Origin of the sequence: Sporosarcina sp. ACRSM, assembly GCF_022346545.1 — a bacterium.
GTDB lineage: Bacteria > Bacillota > Bacilli > Bacillales_A > Planococcaceae > Sporosarcina.
The window spans coordinates 342258-358025 of record NZ_JAKRNU010000001.1 but is presented as its reverse complement, the minus strand read 5'-3'; the positions used below and the strand labels follow the sequence as shown (position 1 = coordinate 358025).

Here is a 15768-nt window from a genome sequence, read left to right as displayed (position 1 = left end):
AATTGGGAGGAAGTGAATCCATTGGAATATGTAATTGAAATGCTTAATATACGCAAAGAATTCGGGAATTTCGTTGCGAACGATAATATTACTCTCCAACTAAAAAAAGGGGAAATTCATGCGCTATTAGGTGAAAATGGAGCAGGGAAATCGACCTTGATGAATGTCCTTTTCGGGTTGTATCAGCCTGAAGGCGGAGAAATCCGTGTGCGCGGCGAAAAGGTCAACATCACGAATCCGAACATCGCGAATGATCTTGGAATTGGAATGGTCCACCAACATTTCATGCTCGTGGAAAATTTGACTGTTACTGAAAATATCATATTGGGCAATGAACCGAAAAAAATGGGTGTGATCAACATTAAAGATGCAGCCAAAAAGGTTGCAGAAATTTCTAAACTATACGGTCTGGATGTGGATCCCGATGCCAAAATTGAAGATATTTCGGTGGGGATGCAACAGCGGGTAGAAATTTTGAAAACTCTTTACCGGGGAGCGGAAATTTTGATTTTTGACGAGCCGACTGCTTCTCTGACACCGCAGGAAATCGATGAATTGATTACGATTATGAAAAAGCTGATCGAAGAAAATAAGTCGATTATCATTATTACGCATAAGCTTCAGGAAATTATGGATGTATCGGATCGAGTGACTGTCATCCGAAAAGGGAAAGGGATTGGAACGGTCATCACTGCTGAATCTGATCCGCAACAATTGGCGGAATTGATGGTCGGACGTCAGGTGACATTTAAGACGGAAAAAGGTCCTTCCAGCCCGAGGGAAGAAGTGTTACATATCGAAAACCTCGTTGTCGAAGATTATCGGGGTGTTGAAAAAGTGAAGGGCTTGAACCTTTCCGTACGCAGAGGAGAAATCATCGGAATCGCCGGAATCGACGGCAACGGACAATCCGAACTGATCGAGGCAATTACAGGTCTACGAAAAGTGAAAAGTGGGAAAATCACCATCAATTCAAAAGACGTTACAGGCAAAAAACCGCGGGAAATTACGGAAACAGGTGTCGGGCATATACCGCAAGACCGTCATAAGCATGGTTTAGTATTGGACTTTTCTGTCGGCTATAATGCGGCTTTGCAATCGTATTATCATGGGCCTTTATCTAAAAATGGGATTATGCAATACAAAGTAGTTTCAGAAAAAGCGAAAGAAATCATCGAAGCTTACGACGTCAGAACGCAAGGTGAGCATGAACGGGCAAGAGCGCTTTCTGGAGGAAATCAGCAAAAGCTCATTATCGGACGTGAGGTGGAACGGAATCCGGATCTTCTGATCGCCGCATTGCCGACACGCGGACTTGACGTTGGTGCGATTGAGTTCATCCATAAAAGATTGATTGAACAGCGAGATAATGGAAAAGCGGTTTTGCTCATTTCCTTTGAGCTGGATGAGGTGATGAACGTCTCGGACCGGATTGCGGTTATCTATGATGGCAAAATTGTAGATACGGTCATCCCTGCGGAAACGTCCGAACAGGAACTTGGCTTACTAATGGCCGGACATTCGAAAGAAGAATTAGCAACAGACGGGGACAAAGTAGTACTGAAAGAAGGAGAGGATCGCGATGTCAAATAGAGTTGTCAATCTCCTTGTACCTATCATTTCCATTTTTCTCGGTTTGCTCGTTGGAGCGATTGTGATGCTATTAAGCGGCTATGATCCGATTCAGGGATACATCGCTTTATGGGAAGGTATTTTCGGAGATGCTTATGCGATCGGCGAAACGATCCGGCAAATCAGTCCCTATATTTTAGCAGGGCTTGCGGTGGCCTTCGCGTTCCGTACAGGATTGTTCAATATCGGAGTGGAAGGGCAACTGATCGTCGGCTGGTTCGCAGCAGCTTATGTAGGAGCGGCCGTCGAATTGCCGAAAATCATTCACTTACCGCTCGCATTGCTTGCTGCAGCAGCTGCCGGGGCCATTTGGGGTCTAATACCGGGCATTTTGAAAGCAAAGTTACATGTCCATGAAGTAATCGTAACAATCATGATGAACTACATAGCGCTTCATGTGGTTAATGCGCTCATTAAAGCCGTGTCAGATGGAGGTTATAAAACAGAAACGATTCATAAAACGGCTTCGTTACGATCTGAATTCCTATCGAATTTAACGGATTTTTCAACGCTTCACTATGGCATTCTCGTCGCGCTTGCGATGGTTGTCGTCATGTGGTTTATCTTGGAAAAAACGAAAACGGGGTACGAGTTAAAATCGGTTGGTTTCAACGCCCATGCTTCTCAATATGCCGGGATGAATGTTAGTAAGAATATTGTACTCTCGATGGTCATTTCGGGCGTCTTTGCCGGTCTGGGAGGAGCGATGGAAGCGCTCGGAACATTCGGTTATATGGCATCTCGTGGCGGTTTTACAGGGATTGGTTTCGATGGTATCGCGGTTGCGCTATTAGGTGCCAATACACCGCTTGGCGTCATTTTCGGTGCTTCATTATTCGGGTCACTCAAGTACGGTGCGGGGAATATGCCGAATGCGGCTGGGGTTCCAGTTGAAATTGTTTCCATTGTAATTGCACTCATCATTTTCTTTGTAGCATCGGGTTATATTATTCGTGTTATTTTAAGCCGGATGTCTAAGAAAAAGGAGGCAAAGTGATATGAGTTTTCTTGAAGTGCTGTATTTCATCGTTCCGATTTCAATCGCTTATGCCGCGCCTCTGATTTTTACGGCAATCGGCGGCGTATTTTCAGAACGATCAGGTGTCGTCAATATCGGTTTGGAAGGACTCATGGTCATGGGGGCTTTCATCGGTATTTTGTTCAATCTTTTCTATGCAGATACATTCGGTGCTTGGACACCATGGCTCGCCTTGCTAATGGCGATGGTTGTCTCCGCGGTATTCTCGATTATGCACGCAGTCGCGTCCATTACATTCCGTGCGGACCAAACCGTCTCCGGTGTTGCCATCAATATGCTTGGGATTGCCATTGCCTTGTTTACGGTGAAAATGGTTTATGGGAAAGGGCAAACGGATTTTATTCAACAGAGCATCCCGCGCTTCAACGTTCCAATCCTGCATGAAATTCCGTTTATAGGACCATTACTATTTAAAGGGATCTACGGCTCTTCGCTACTGGCGATCGGTGTAGCCATTCTTGCTTGGTTTATCATTTATAAAACACCGTTCGGCCTTCGTCTCCGTTCTGTCGGGGAACATCCGATGGCTGCTGATACAATGGGGATCAACGTCGCAAAAATCCGCTACATCGGCGTCATCATTTCAGGCGGTCTTGCCGGAATCGGCGGCGCAATTTATTCGCAAACGATGACGAACGATTTCGGTCACGCGACTATCAATGGACAAGGGTTCATGGCGCTGGCCGCGATGATTTTCGGGAAGTGGCATCCGATTGGGGCAATGGGAGCTGCGCTGTTCTTCGGATTTGCGCAAGCACTTGCGATTAGTGCCTCGGGCATTCCTTTACTCAATAAAGTCCCGACCGTCTATCTTTATATCTTGCCATACGTGCTAACGATTCTTGCATTGGCTGGATTTATCGGCAGGGCGACTGCACCAAAAGCAAGCGGTCAACCATATATTAAAGGGAATCGATAACTTGCTTCAGCAAGTTAAGCCTCCGGCGTAATTGATTGAATGGCTGCCTTGAATGTCTATGTTGTTGGACGCTGGGCAGCTTTTTAAGCACTTTGGTTAAATTTCCCGGGAAATTTAACCGACTCCCTTCTGTTTATTTGCATATTTCAACAAACGGAATGTATAGTGAAGTGAGGATTCCGCATATTAACGAAAACAGAGGTGTTTGTATGTTTAAAAAAATAGTACTGCAAGAGGGCGTTACATTATATATTCGTAAGACTGAACAATTTAAAACAGTAAACTTCTCCGTGAAGTGGAAAACGGCATTAGATGAAACGAAAGCTGCTCATCGTGCTGTTTTAGCGAATGTCCTACAAGATTCAAATGGACGTTATCGGACACAAACTGCATTGCGGAATACGTTGGATGAAATGTATGGTACCGTGTTGTATACAGATGCATCCAAACGCGGTGAGACCCATCTAGTTTCCCTTTATGCAGAATGTGTGAATGATGAATACTTATCCGAAGGCGGCGTCTTGGATGATGTGCTCGGCCTGATCCAGACTACAATCTTTGAACCAAACTTGGTGGATGGACAGTTTGATGAAACGATTGTCAATCGTGAAAAACGCTCTGTCATCGAGCGGTTACGCTCACTTTACGACGATAAGACAAGATACGCACAAAAGCGAATGCTGGAATTATTACGCCCAGATAGCGCAGCATCTGCTTCTTCGTATGGGACGGAGAAGGTCGTCAATGCGATGACGACGGGCGACTTGCTGAAAGCATATGAAAGTATGTTGCATGAAGATGAGATTGCGATCTATGTCGTCGGCGATGTCGATGAACAGGAAATGACGGAAAAAATCCGTACACATTTTACATTCCAAAGTCGTCCGGCAATGGAGCGGAAGCCGTTACAGCAAGCTGAAGCAAGACAAACGGAAGATATTCGCCGGGTCCGTGAAAAACAAGAGATGAAACAAGGGAAATTGCATCTTGGTTTCAGTACACCTGTGAGCTTCCGCCACCCTGATTATCCGAAAATGCAAATCACGAACGGTGTCTTCGGTGGATTTGCGCATAGTAAGCTGTTCATGAATGTGCGTGAGAAGGAAAGTATGGCCTATTATGCCTCCAGTTCTTATGCCTCCCATTACGGGCTTCTCTATGTGATGGCGGGCATCGATGCCGAGCTTGAAGAGAAAGCGGTCGATCTCATTAAAGAACAACTGCAGGCGATGCAGCAAGGAGATATCACAGACCTTGAGATGGAGCAGACGAAAGCCTTGCTAGGCAATGGCATCAAGAGTGCATTCGACTCGGCGAGAGGGCAGATTGAAGTGTTCGATCAATTTAAAGAACTGGATGAACAGTTCACAGCAGAAAAAATGATCGCTGTCTGGGAGTCTGTAACGAAAGAGGATGTCCAGAAGATGGCTACTGAAATTTCACTGGAAATCGTCTATCTGTTATCTGGCAAGGAGGCTGTGTAAGATGGAAAAAATTCAGTTCGATCACTTACAAGAAACATTATATAAAGCAACGTTAGCTAACGGTTTAAATGTGTATATTTTACCGAAGCGTGGCTATTCCAAAACGTTTGTGACGTTCACGACCAATTATGGGTCGATCGACCGGACTTTCATTCCGCGCGGAAGTGAAGAGGAAATGACAGTTCCGGATGGGATTGCGCATTTCTTGGAACACAAACTATTTGAAAAAGAAGACGGGGATGTCTTCCAGAAATTCAGCGTGCACGGTGCATCTGCAAATGCATTCACTTCGTTCACGAGAACAGCTTATCTGTTCTCCGCAACAGATAAGCTGTATGAGAATACAGAGATTCTTCTTGACTTCGTGCAGGAGCCTTATTTTACGGAAAAGACGGTCGATAAGGAAAAAGGGATCATCGCACAAGAAATTACGATGTATGATGATCAGCCGGATTGGCGACTGTATTTCGGCACGATTGAGAACTTATATCATGAGCATCCCGTGAAAATTGATATTGCGGGCACAGTCGAGTCGATTCAAGATATTACAGCTGAACATTTATATGAGTGTTATGAAACGTTCTATCACCCATCCAATATGGCTTTGTTTGTCGTCGGAGCGGTGGATCCCGACGAAATGATGAACTTCGTCAAAAAAAATCAGGATGCTAAAAAGTTCAAAGAGCCGGCGGAAATCGTCCGCAAGTTCCCTGACGAAAAAGATACGGTTGCAATTGCTGAACGGACGCTTGCAATGGATGTGTCGAAACCGAAATTGAATATCGGTATGAAGTGCACAAAGACCGATATTGAAGGAGAAGAAATGCTCATCCAAGAATTATCGTCCGGGTTGGTGCTCGATATTCTATTTGGCAGATCATCCGATTTCTACACAAAGACATACAATGAAGGATTGATTGACGAATCCTTCTCGTATGATTTCACAATGGAAAAAGGTTTCGGCTTTGCGATGATCGGTTCAGATACGGAGCAGCCTGAAGCACTGGAAGCCGAAATCCGTAAAACCATCCGTGGAGCTGTGGAAAACTGGTCGATTACAGATGTTGAACTGGATCGGATGCGGAAGAAGAAAATCGGGCAATTTATGCGTTCGTTGAATTCCCCTGAGTTTATCGCAAATCAGTTCACGCGTTATGCGTTCAATAAAATGAACTTGTTTGACGTTGTACCTACGCTTGAAAAACTGACCGTTCAAAATTTACAAGATGCGTTTGCAACCTTTGCAGATGAAAGCGGCTATACGGTCTATTCCATCGTTCCGGCAGAACCTGCACAATGACAACGCAACGTTTTTGTGTCGTACTAGGTGCGTCCGGGGATATCGGCAAGGCGATTTGCCGGACCCTGGCCGCATCAGGATGGCCGCTCTATTTGCATTACAACGGAAACCGGAATAGCGTATTGATGTTGCAATCCGAATTATCCGAACGATATCCTGAATTGGAATTCAGGACGGTTCAAGCCGATTTCAATAGAGGAGATGGCGCAGAAATACTAGCGCAACAAGTTCGTCATGTCGGTGCTGTTGTTGTTGCAAATGGCCAGTCGATGTATAAGTTATTGACGGACACGACTGCAGAGGATATGGAAGCACTGTGGAAGGTCCATATGCAAAATCCGGCACGCTTCATCGGGCTTGTGTCGTCCCAGCTACGCCGATTTGAAAGATCATATGTGATCCTGATCGGTTCTATTTGGGGGAATACAGGGGCTGCGGGCGAAGTGATGTATTCCGCAGTGAAAGGGGCCCAGCATGCATTTGTCAAAGCTTATGCAAAAGAGGCCGCTTTTTCAGGTATCCGTGTGAATGCGATTGCGCCAGGATGGATCGAAACCCGTATGAACGATAATATTCCGGACGAAGAACGCCAACTGGTCATTGACGAAATTCCACTTATGATGACGGGAAAGACGGAAGATGTTTCGGAGGCCGTCAATTTTCTTCTGAGTGGCAAGGCGGATTATATGACAGGTGAGATTTTGAAATTGAACGGCGGCTGGTATATTTAACTTGCTTCAGCAGAAGTCCCACACTTCTATAAGTGGTGGGATGAATACAAGAGTGTATTTCAATCAGAGGGATTCCGAACTCCCTGCTGATTCAAGTTATGCCTCCGGCGGATGTCACAGATTTTGAAAGGAGTTAATTGGTGCCTTAATTTCTGCAAAAAGCGCAGAAATACGGCAAATCGAACCCTACGCTGTTCGATTCGCAATTCAAAATCTGGACGCAATTACGCCAAGGTGTAATTGATTGAACTGGAGGGAATGCGTCTCTCCTTTTTTCTTTTCATCGTGTGTTTTATCCGTTATTATAGAACTAAGTTGCTTCACGTGCGTCCTATAGTAAGAGATTGTTGCAAAATGAAGTAAAATTACTTATGTCAAAGGGGTGTGTCAGATGGGTGAGTGGTATTTGGAATACGAAATCCAAGTGAACCGTCCCGGCCTTCTCGGAGATATTTCATCATTGCTTGGGATGCTCCGGGTCAACATCGTGACGATCAATGGCGTAGACGGCGGGCATCGAGGCATGCTTTTGCGGACTGACAATGACGATCAGATTGAACGTTTTGAGTTGATTGCTTCTACAATGGATACGATTCAAGTCAAGAAGATTCGAGAACCGAAGCTACGGGATATTCTAGCAGTTCGGCATGGACGGTATATTCAGCGTGATGCGGATGAGCGGAAGACATTCCGGTTCCTGCGAAGTGACCTAGGAATCCTTGTCGATTTCATGGCAGAAATTTTCAAACAGGAAGGGCATAAATTGATCGGTATCCGTGGAATGCCGCGTGTCGGGAAAACGGAATCAGTGGTTGCCGCAAGTGTTTGTGCCAGCAAAAAATGGATATTTCTTTCATCAACGATGATTAAACAGACAGTACGAAATACGTTGATGGGCGATGAGTTTTCGGAGCAGAATATTTTCATTTTGGATGGGATTGTGACGCGGCGCGCAGAGGATGAGCGTCATATGCAACTTGTCAGGGAAATGATGCGTATGCCATCCATTAAAGTGGTAGAGCATCCGGATATGTTTGTGCAGCATTCCGAATATGACATTGAAGATTTTGATTACATTATTGAATTACGAACCGATCCCGATCAGGAAATTACATATGATATGATGGAAAAAAACCATATGATGTCCGACCGGGGGGCCATGGGGGGATCGGGCTTATTCAACTTTTAATAGGCAGGTGTTTTTGGTGACCGGATTAGGTGATCGTCTCAAAGAGGCGAGAACGGCAAAAGGATTTACATTGGATGATTTACAATCGATAACGAAAATACAAAAACGATATTTGTCTGGTATCGAAAACGAAGATTATAGCATGATGCCGGGATCCTTCTACGTGCGTGCCTTCATCAAGCAATATGCGGAGGCAGTCGGACTGGATCCTGATGAAATGCTAGCTTTATACAAGGATACGTCTTCTACTTCGGCACCCGAAGAAGAAAAAGGACAAATTAATTCACCGACATTGACGCGGAAAAAGGGTCTCAAAGTCAATAATCAGTTAAATGAGATGTTGCCAAAAATTATTGTTGCCCTCTTTATTATCGTTATTATCGTTGTAGCTTGGTATTTATCGCAGCAATCGGCGTCTAAAAATCCGATTACGGATGTGGAAAAGGAACAGCCGCCGATCACGATGGAAAATAGCAAAAAGGATTCCGAAGATCGTGATCAAAATCAATCGGATGGACAGGGAATCGAAGATCCGATTGAGGAAGAGGAGCCGGTCGAAGAAGAGGAAGAACCGGAAGTGCCTCAACAAACGCTCGCTTTTGAAAGTGCAAGTGGAGAAACATCGACCTATGGACTGACAGGAGCGGAAGAATTCCAGCTTGAAATCCGTTTAACTGGTGGGTCATGGATTGGAATTCGGGATAACACCGGAAAAGAATGGATGACGCCTGCGCGCATCATGAATGCCGGGGATATTATCCAATATGATTTGACGTCGACCGACAATGTGCGAATCCGTGTTGGACGACCGATGTCTACTGAAATCTATGTGAATGGCGAGTTGTTGGAATATGGAGTACCACCAACGGCGACTGACCCGCAAAACATCGTGATCGAATACAGAAAACAGCAATAGTCATCTACATCAGATGGCTATTTTCTTTGAAAGGACAGAAGGATATTATGAATTTGCCAAATAAGATTACCGTTTCACGTGTGCTGCTTATACCGGTATTCATGGTTTTCATGCTTGTTGATTTTGGTCTTGGCAAGGTGATAATAGCCGGTACGGAAATACAAACGGAACATTTGATAGGCGGACTGATTTTTATTTTCGCTTCAGTTACAGACTGGTTGGATGGCTATATTGCCAGAAAGAATGGACTGGTCACGAATATGGGGAAATTCCTGGATCCGTTAGCGGATAAATTACTTGTTTCCGCTGCACTCATTATTCTTGTTGAATTGGGGACCGCCCCTTCTTGGATCGTCATCATCATCATAAGCCGAGAATTCGCAGTGACCGGCCTTCGCCTCATACTGGCAGGAGGCGGGGAAGTGGTAGCCGCGAACCAACTCGGAAAAATCAAGACAGTCGCTCAACTATTAGCCATTGTATTTCTGCTACTCAACAATATCTTCTTCGAATCGCTCAATATTCCTTTCGGAGAGATTATGCTTTATATCGCACTTATTTTCACCATCTGGTCAGGAGTAGATTATTTTTATAAAAATAGACGGGTATTGCTAGATTCGATGTAAGGGGGACATCTTATTATGAAAGCTGAAATCATTGCAGTCGGTTCCGAATTATTGCTAGGCCAAATTACGAATACAAACGCCAAATTCATCTCATCCAAACTTGCGGAAATCGGTATCGATGTCTACTACCAGACTGTGGTCGGTGATAATCCGACCCGTCTGGATGAAGTACTGGAAATCGCAAGAAAACGGGCGGACGTCCTAATTTTTACAGGTGGACTCGGCCCGACGAAAGACGATATGACAAAAGAGACCATCGTGAAGCATATTGGGACGACGCTCGTCAGTGATGAAGATGCGCTCCGCTATATTCAGCAATATTTTGAACGTAGTGGTCGGGTGATGACAGAAAATAATAAGAAACAGGCACTTGTCTTCCAAGGGGCGACCGTTTTACAAAACCGGAAAGGAATGGCTCCGGGAATGGCAGTTGAAAAAGACGGCATCCATTATATTTTGCTACCTGGTCCCCCACACGAAATGGAACCGATGTTTACGGACGAAGCAACGCCTTATTTACTTGGTGCGTTAGGAAAAAAAGAAGTGATCATTTCTCGCGTATTAAAATTTTATGGCATCGGGGAAGCGGAACTGGAAAATCGCGTCCAATCGATTTTGGAACGGCAGACAAATCCGACAGTTGCTCCATTGGCCACTGCAGATGCCGTTACATTGCGCATTACAGCTAAGGCGGATACGGAAGAAGGAGCATTGGAGCTCATTGTGCCCGTAGAAACTGAAATCCGCTCCATTGTTGGGGAATATATTTTCGGAATAGATGAAGATACATTATCCTCGAAAGCTGCGGAGTTACTGCTACGTAATGGTTGGACGCTTGCAGCAGCTGAAAGTCTAACTGCCGGTTTATTCATGGCGGAACTAGCCGACGAACCGGGAATCAGCGCATCCCTTCAAGGCGGAGAAATTGTCTACAATGAGGATGCAAAAATGGAACAGCTTGGCGTAGAAAAGGCTTTACTTGACGAATACGGTGTCGTCAGTGCAGAGTGCGCTGCTTCGCTCGCATGGAATGTGCAACAAAAATTCGGTGCGGATATCGGTGTCGGATTAACAGGTGCTGCCGGTCCTGATCCCCACGATGGCAAGCCGGCGGGCACTGTTTGGATAGGGATTGCTTTTAAGGATGAAGCGCCCGTGACTTTTAAATTGTTCCTATCGGGAGCAAGGAACACCAATCGTCGCCGAGCAGCGAGATTCGCTTTGTATTATCTTGTTAAACATCTTGCGGAAAAAGAGCTTTAACTTTAAAATATGCCTCCTATTCTCAATTAAAATTCAATTATTCTCCCTATTCTCATTTAAGTTTTTAGCTCGGAAAAATAAAACGAATAAGCGTTCGCTTTTTAGTTGAATATTTCTCAATGATGGAGTATAGTAGAGATAGTAAGAAAAGCGTAGGGCGCCTGTCTAGATGCGACAGGCATAAGACGAGTCGACGCAGTGGCGTATTTTGCCACGGAGTTGGCTTGGCTTATGACCCTGAGCATCTGGCGCCCGAAGCTGGACAGTAAGAAAAGCGCAAGCGCCTGTTTAGGGGCTGAAGACTAGACAGTAACAAAAGCGATGGTCATCCGAAGCGAGACAAGGAAGAAAAAGTGCAGGGTGACCAACAGACATCTGAAAGCTAGAAATGCAAGAAAAAAAATAGAACATCACCATTAGGGAGGAAATAATTTGAGCGACCGTAAAGCTGCGTTAGATATGGCGTTAAAACAGATTGAGAAACAATTCGGGAAAGGCTCCGTCATGAAATTGGGAGAAAAAACGGATCGGGAGATATCCACATCTTCGACCGGTTCCCTTGCACTTGACGCTGCACTTGGAGTAGGTGGATATCCAAGAGGACGTGTTATCGAAATTTATGGACCTGAAAGTTCGGGTAAAACGACAGTTGCTCTTCATGCCATTGCAGAGGTACAAGCATCTGGAGGACAAGCCGCGTTCATCGATGCGGAACATGCGCTTGACCCTGTCTATGCACAAAAATTAGGGGTGAATATCGATGAATTGCTCCTTTCCCAACCGGATACAGGGGAGCAAGCACTTGAAATTGCCGAAGCACTTGTCCGAAGCGGAGCGGTTGACATCATTGTTGTCGACTCCGTGGCTGCCCTTGTACCGAAAGCGGAAATTGAAGGAGAGATGGGTGATTCGCACGTCGGATTACAGGCACGTTTGATGTCCCAAGCATTACGTAAACTTTCCGGGGCAATCAATAAATCCAATACGATCGCTATATTCATTAACCAAATCCGTGAAAAAGTGGGCGTTATGTTCGGTAACCCGGAAGTGACTCCGGGAGGGCGCGCGCTTAAATTCTATTCTTCCGTGCGTTTGGATGTACGACGCGGCGAAGCGATTAAACAAGGCAACGATATCGTCGGGAACAAAACACGTATCCGTGTCGTGAAAAACAAAGTTGCTCCTCCATTCCGGACGGCTGAAGTGGATATCATGTATGGAGAAGGGATTTCCAAGGAAGGGGAAATCGTCGATCTTGGAGTAGAGGTCGAAGTCGTTCAAAAGAGCGGTTCATGGTATTCTTACGAAGGTGAACGACTCGGACAGGGACGTGAGAACTCGAAGCAGTTCCTGAAAGAGAATCCTGATATTCGTACAGAAATCGCCAACAAAATTCGTGATTCTTATGGACTGGCAAGCGCAAATTATGTGATTGCGGGACACGATAAGGACGACGAGGAAGAAGAATTGGCATTGCTGCTAGATGAAGAATAAGTCTATTCAAAAGCCGATTGTTCCTTACTGGAACAATCGGTTTTGTTCTTTACAAATTGATTATTTGCCAATAATGCCCTTCCGGGACCTGTGAATCCTTGACAGGGCATTTTTACACGGATACAATTAGAATTGTATAATTTCACATCAATGAAATGATTTTGGCAGTATGTTGTATTTTGATATACGAGCCGACTGAAAATGAAAAGAATAGCAGGAGGAGGTGACCTGGATGCCAGAAATTATCATCTCCGCTTTGCTCGGTCTGATCGTCGGTGCCGTTGTTATCTATTTTGTTTTTAAGAAAGTGAACGATTCAAAAGTGACGGGTGCCAAACACTCGGCAGAACAAATCGTCGAAGAGGCGAAGCGGGAAGCGGAGGCTATGAAAAAAGAGGCACTACTGGAAGCGAAAGATGAAACTCACAAACTGAGAATTGAAGCGGAGTCAGAGATCCGTGAACGAAGGGCTGAACTGCAAAAGCAGGAAAGCCGCCTTTTGCAACGGGAAGAAAATCATGACCGCAAGGATGATGCTCTCAACAAAAGAGAAGCGGGTCTGGAGCGTAAAGAAGAAGCGCTTACCGGAAGACAACAGCATATTGAACAGATGGAACGCAAGGCGGAAGAACTAGTGACCGCTCAACAGACGGAACTGGAAAGAGTTTCTGCCATGACACGAGATGAAGCAAGAAATCTCATCCTCAGTGAAGTGGAACAGGAGCTGGCAACAGATATCGCCGTCATGACGAAAGAATCAGAACTACGTGCGAAAGAGGAAGCGGATAAAAAATCACGTGAAATCCTATCGCTTGCATTACAGCGTTTCGCGGCAGATCATGTGGCTGAAACGACTGTCTCTGTCGTCAATTTACCAAATGATGAGATGAAAGGACGTATCATCGGTCGTGAAGGAAGAAACATCCGTACGCTCGAAACGTTAACGGGAATCGACCTGATTATCGACGATACCCCTGAAGCGGTGATCTTATCAGGCTTTGATCCGATCCGCAGGGAAACGGCTCGTCTTGCATTGGAAAAACTTGTGCAGGATGGACGGATTCACCCGGCACGTATCGAAGAGATGGTCGATAAGTCGAGACGTGAAGTGGATGAGTTGATTCGTGAAACAGGCGAACAGACGACATTCGATGTTGGAGTCCACAATCTTCATCCAGATCTTATCAAAATCCTTGGTCGACTGCGTTTCCGTACAAGTTATGGTCAGAACGTCTTGAAGCATTCAACCGAAGTGGCTTATCTAGCTGGATTATTGGCAGCAGAACTCGGGGAAGACGTGACATTGGCAAGGCGTGCAGGGCTACTCCATGATATTGGTAAGGCAATCGATCATGAAGTCGAAGGGAGCCACGTTGAGATCGGTGTGGAACTCGCAACGAAATACAAAGAGCATCCGGTGGTCATCAATAGTATCGCATCCCACCATGGAGATGCGGAAGCAACATCGGTTATCGCCGTACTCGTCGCAGCAGCGGATGCCTTATCGGCTGCAAGGCCTGGGGCTCGCAGTGAAACGCTTGAAAACTACATTCGAAGATTGCAAAAACTGGAAGAAATTTCAGAATCCTATGATGGCGTAGAGAAATCATTTGCCATTCAAGCGGGACGCGAAGTCCGTATTATTGTACGACCTGACCAGATTGATGATATCACTGCGCATCGCCTGGCAAGGGATATTCGAAAACGGATTGAAGAGGAACTCGATTATCCAGGCCATATTAAAGTAACGGTGATCCGGGAGACACGTGCGGTCGAATACGCAAAGTAAAACCAAACGTGCAGGGTACCCGGAACCTAGATGTCGAAAAGTTCCTAGGTGTAATTGATAATTGAAAAAAGGGGGCTTCCGTGAGCTTTGGTCCGGAAGTTCCTTTTTTATTGAAAGAGGTTGAACATGAAAGTATTATTCATAGGTGATATCGTTGGCTCACCAGGACGTGAAATGGTGTTCGATTATTTGCCGCGTTTAAAAAGAAAATATATGCCTGAAGTCGTCATTGCAAATGGTGAAAATGCGGCTTCTGGACGGGGTATTACAAAAGCGATTTTTGATGATTTACTTCGTACCGGTGTAGATGTTATTACGATGGGGAATCACACATGGGATCAGAAAGAAATCTATGACTTTATCGATGAAACGGATTATTTGATCCGACCCGCAAATTTTTCCGATGAAGCGCCAGGAAAAGGGATGACGACGATTTCACGTAACGGTGTCACGTTATCGATCATCAATTTACATGGCCGGACATTCCTGCCACCGCATGGCGACCCGTTTGAAAAAGCGGAAGCGTTAATTGCGGAAGCGAAAGAAATATCTCCACTCATTTTCGTAGATTTCCATGCAGAAGCGACGAGTGAAAAAATAGCGATGGGTTGGCATCTCGACGGTAAGGCTTCGGTCGTCGTCGGCACCCATACACATGTCCAAACAGCCGATGAACGCATTTTGCCAGGGGGCACTGCTTATTTGACGGATGCGGGCATGACGGGCCCTTACGATGAAATACTCGGCATGAAAAAAGAAGATGTGATCTATCGTTTCCGGACGAATTTACCTGTCCGCTTCGAGGTTCCGAAAAAAGGACGTGCCCAGTTGAACGGACTTTACGTAGAACTTGACGATCGAACAGGGAAGGCGCTCCATATTGAACGAATTGCCATTAACGAAGATCGTCCATTCAAGGGATGATTGGCGTCTAAACGTCGCCTCCGTTTCATATGATGGTCTATGGAGATAGCCGTTCCATAGACATCGGAAAATAAGGAGGAGTCATATTGAATCCATTGAAAGTATCGTCTCGCTCGAATCCGAATTCTGTTGCCGGCGCACTTGTCGCAGTTATTCGGGATCAAGGCTATGCGGAAATGCAGGCAGTAGGTGCTGGCGCATTGAATCAAGCGGTGAAAGCGGTAGCCATTGCACGGGGTTTCGTAGCCCCTGGCGGTGGGGATCTTGTCTGTGCACCTGCATTCACGGACATTGAGATTAATGGAGAAGGACGCACGGCTTTGAAGTTATTCGTTGAAAAGCGCTCACGCTAATCATGTATAATCAAGACCACGGGAATCGAAAATTCCCGTGGTTTTTCGTGCGTTCTGTGACGGCCATATCTAGACTGGCGCCATTCGCTTTTGAAAATACGTGTGACAA

Annotated in this window: 14 protein-coding genes; all 14 read left to right on the top strand. The window is 45.5% G+C overall.

Annotation, left to right across the window (positions count from 1 at the left end; translation table 11 throughout):
• Positions 1-21: 21 nt before the first annotated feature.
• The 14 genes from MHZ95_RS01725 to MHZ95_RS01660 all read left to right on the top strand — a co-directional run bounded on the left by MHZ95_RS01725 (position 22) and on the right by MHZ95_RS01660 (position 15659).
• The gene (locus MHZ95_RS01725; RefSeq protein WP_239388772.1) at positions 22-1593 is read left to right on the top strand and encodes an ABC transporter ATP-binding protein; all 1572 of its coding nucleotides are present in this window, start codon (positions 22-24) and stop codon (positions 1591-1593) included.
• Entirely contained in the window at positions 1583-2629 is a 1047-nt protein-coding gene (locus MHZ95_RS01720; RefSeq protein WP_239388771.1) for an ABC transporter permease, read from the top strand. Before MHZ95_RS01725 ends, MHZ95_RS01720 begins: the two co-directional genes overlap by 11 nt.
• Before the next feature lies 1 nt (position 2630).
• A complete protein-coding gene (locus MHZ95_RS01715; RefSeq protein ID WP_239388770.1) occupies positions 2631-3590 on the top strand; it encodes an ABC transporter permease in 960 nt (319 codons plus the stop codon).
• Between the two features lie 209 nt (positions 3591-3799).
• Positions 3800-5074 carry an EF-P 5-aminopentanol modification-associated protein YfmF gene (gene yfmF / locus MHZ95_RS01710; RefSeq protein ID WP_239388769.1) on the top strand — a complete coding sequence of 425 codons (1275 nt, stop codon included), beginning with the start codon at positions 3800-3802 and terminating at the stop codon, positions 5072-5074.
• Between the two features lies 1 nt (position 5075).
• Positions 5076-6374, top strand: a complete 1299-nt coding sequence (yfmH, locus tag MHZ95_RS01705) for an EF-P 5-aminopentanol modification-associated protein YfmH (protein WP_239388768.1) — start codon at positions 5076-5078, stop codon at positions 6372-6374.
• A complete protein-coding gene (gene ymfI / locus MHZ95_RS01700) occupies positions 6371-7105 on the top strand; it encodes an elongation factor P 5-aminopentanone reductase (protein WP_239388767.1) in 735 nt (244 codons plus the stop codon). Before yfmH ends, ymfI begins: the two co-directional genes overlap by 4 nt.
• 391 nt (positions 7106-7496) lie before the next feature.
• Positions 7497-8294, top strand: coding sequence for a DUF3388 domain-containing protein (locus MHZ95_RS01695; RefSeq protein WP_239388766.1), 798 nt, complete (start codon positions 7497-7499; stop codon positions 8292-8294).
• 16 nt (positions 8295-8310) lie between these two features.
• Complete coding sequence (locus MHZ95_RS01690; RefSeq protein ID WP_239388765.1) at positions 8311-9210, top strand: helix-turn-helix domain-containing protein; 900 nt, start codon at positions 8311-8313, stop codon at positions 9208-9210.
• A gap of 47 nt (positions 9211-9257) precedes the next feature.
• Positions 9258-9836 (top strand): CDP-diacylglycerol--glycerol-3-phosphate 3-phosphatidyltransferase, encoded by a 579-nt coding sequence (gene pgsA, locus MHZ95_RS01685; RefSeq protein WP_239388764.1) that lies wholly within the window; start codon positions 9258-9260, stop codon positions 9834-9836.
• Between the two features lie 15 nt (positions 9837-9851).
• Entirely contained in the window at positions 9852-11099 is a 1248-nt protein-coding gene (locus MHZ95_RS01680; RefSeq protein WP_239388763.1) for a competence/damage-inducible protein A, read from the top strand.
• Between the two features lie 432 nt (positions 11100-11531).
• Positions 11532-12593 (top strand): recombinase RecA, encoded by a 1062-nt coding sequence (gene recA / locus MHZ95_RS01675; protein ID WP_255726491.1) that lies wholly within the window; start codon positions 11532-11534, stop codon positions 12591-12593.
• 232 nt (positions 12594-12825) lie between these two features.
• Positions 12826-14382: a ribonuclease Y gene (rny, locus tag MHZ95_RS01670; protein WP_239388762.1), complete on the top strand. Its 1557-nt coding sequence runs from the start codon at positions 12826-12828 to the stop codon at positions 14380-14382.
• A 126-nt stretch (positions 14383-14508) separates the two neighbouring features.
• The gene (locus tag MHZ95_RS01665; RefSeq protein ID WP_239388761.1) at positions 14509-15306 is read left to right on the top strand and encodes a TIGR00282 family metallophosphoesterase; all 798 of its coding nucleotides are present in this window, start codon (positions 14509-14511) and stop codon (positions 15304-15306) included.
• Between the two features lie 86 nt (positions 15307-15392).
• Positions 15393-15659 carry a stage V sporulation protein S gene (locus MHZ95_RS01660; RefSeq protein ID WP_239388760.1) on the top strand — a complete coding sequence of 89 codons (267 nt, stop codon included), beginning with the start codon at positions 15393-15395 and terminating at the stop codon, positions 15657-15659.
• The last annotated feature ends 109 nt before the right edge of the window (positions 15660-15768 follow it).

Bases quoted from the DNA above. Each gene is read 5' to 3' on its own strand.
- rny (WP_239388762.1), top strand. From the start codon at position 12,826: ATGCCAGAAATTATCATCTCCGCTTTGCTCGGTCTGATCGTCGGTGCC.
- pgsA (WP_239388764.1), top strand. From the start codon at position 9,258: ATGAATTTGCCAAATAAGATTACCGTTTCACGTGTGCTGCTTATACCG.
- MHZ95_RS01695 (WP_239388766.1), top strand. From the start codon at position 7,497: ATGGGTGAGTGGTATTTGGAATACGAAATCCAAGTGAACCGTCCCGGC.
- MHZ95_RS01680 (WP_239388763.1), top strand. From the start codon at position 9,852: ATGAAAGCTGAAATCATTGCAGTCGGTTCCGAATTATTGCTAGGCCAA.
- MHZ95_RS01720 (WP_239388771.1), top strand. From the start codon at position 1,583: ATGTCAAATAGAGTTGTCAATCTCCTTGTACCTATCATTTCCATTTTT.
- yfmF (WP_239388769.1), top strand. From the start codon at position 3,800: ATGTTTAAAAAAATAGTACTGCAAGAGGGCGTTACATTATATATTCGT.
- MHZ95_RS01715 (WP_239388770.1), top strand. From the start codon at position 2,631: ATGAGTTTTCTTGAAGTGCTGTATTTCATCGTTCCGATTTCAATCGCT.
- MHZ95_RS01665 (WP_239388761.1), top strand. From the start codon at position 14,509: ATGAAAGTATTATTCATAGGTGATATCGTTGGCTCACCAGGACGTGAA.
- ymfI (WP_239388767.1), top strand. From the start codon at position 6,371: ATGACAACGCAACGTTTTTGTGTCGTACTAGGTGCGTCCGGGGATATC.
- yfmH (WP_239388768.1), top strand. From the start codon at position 5,076: ATGGAAAAAATTCAGTTCGATCACTTACAAGAAACATTATATAAAGCA.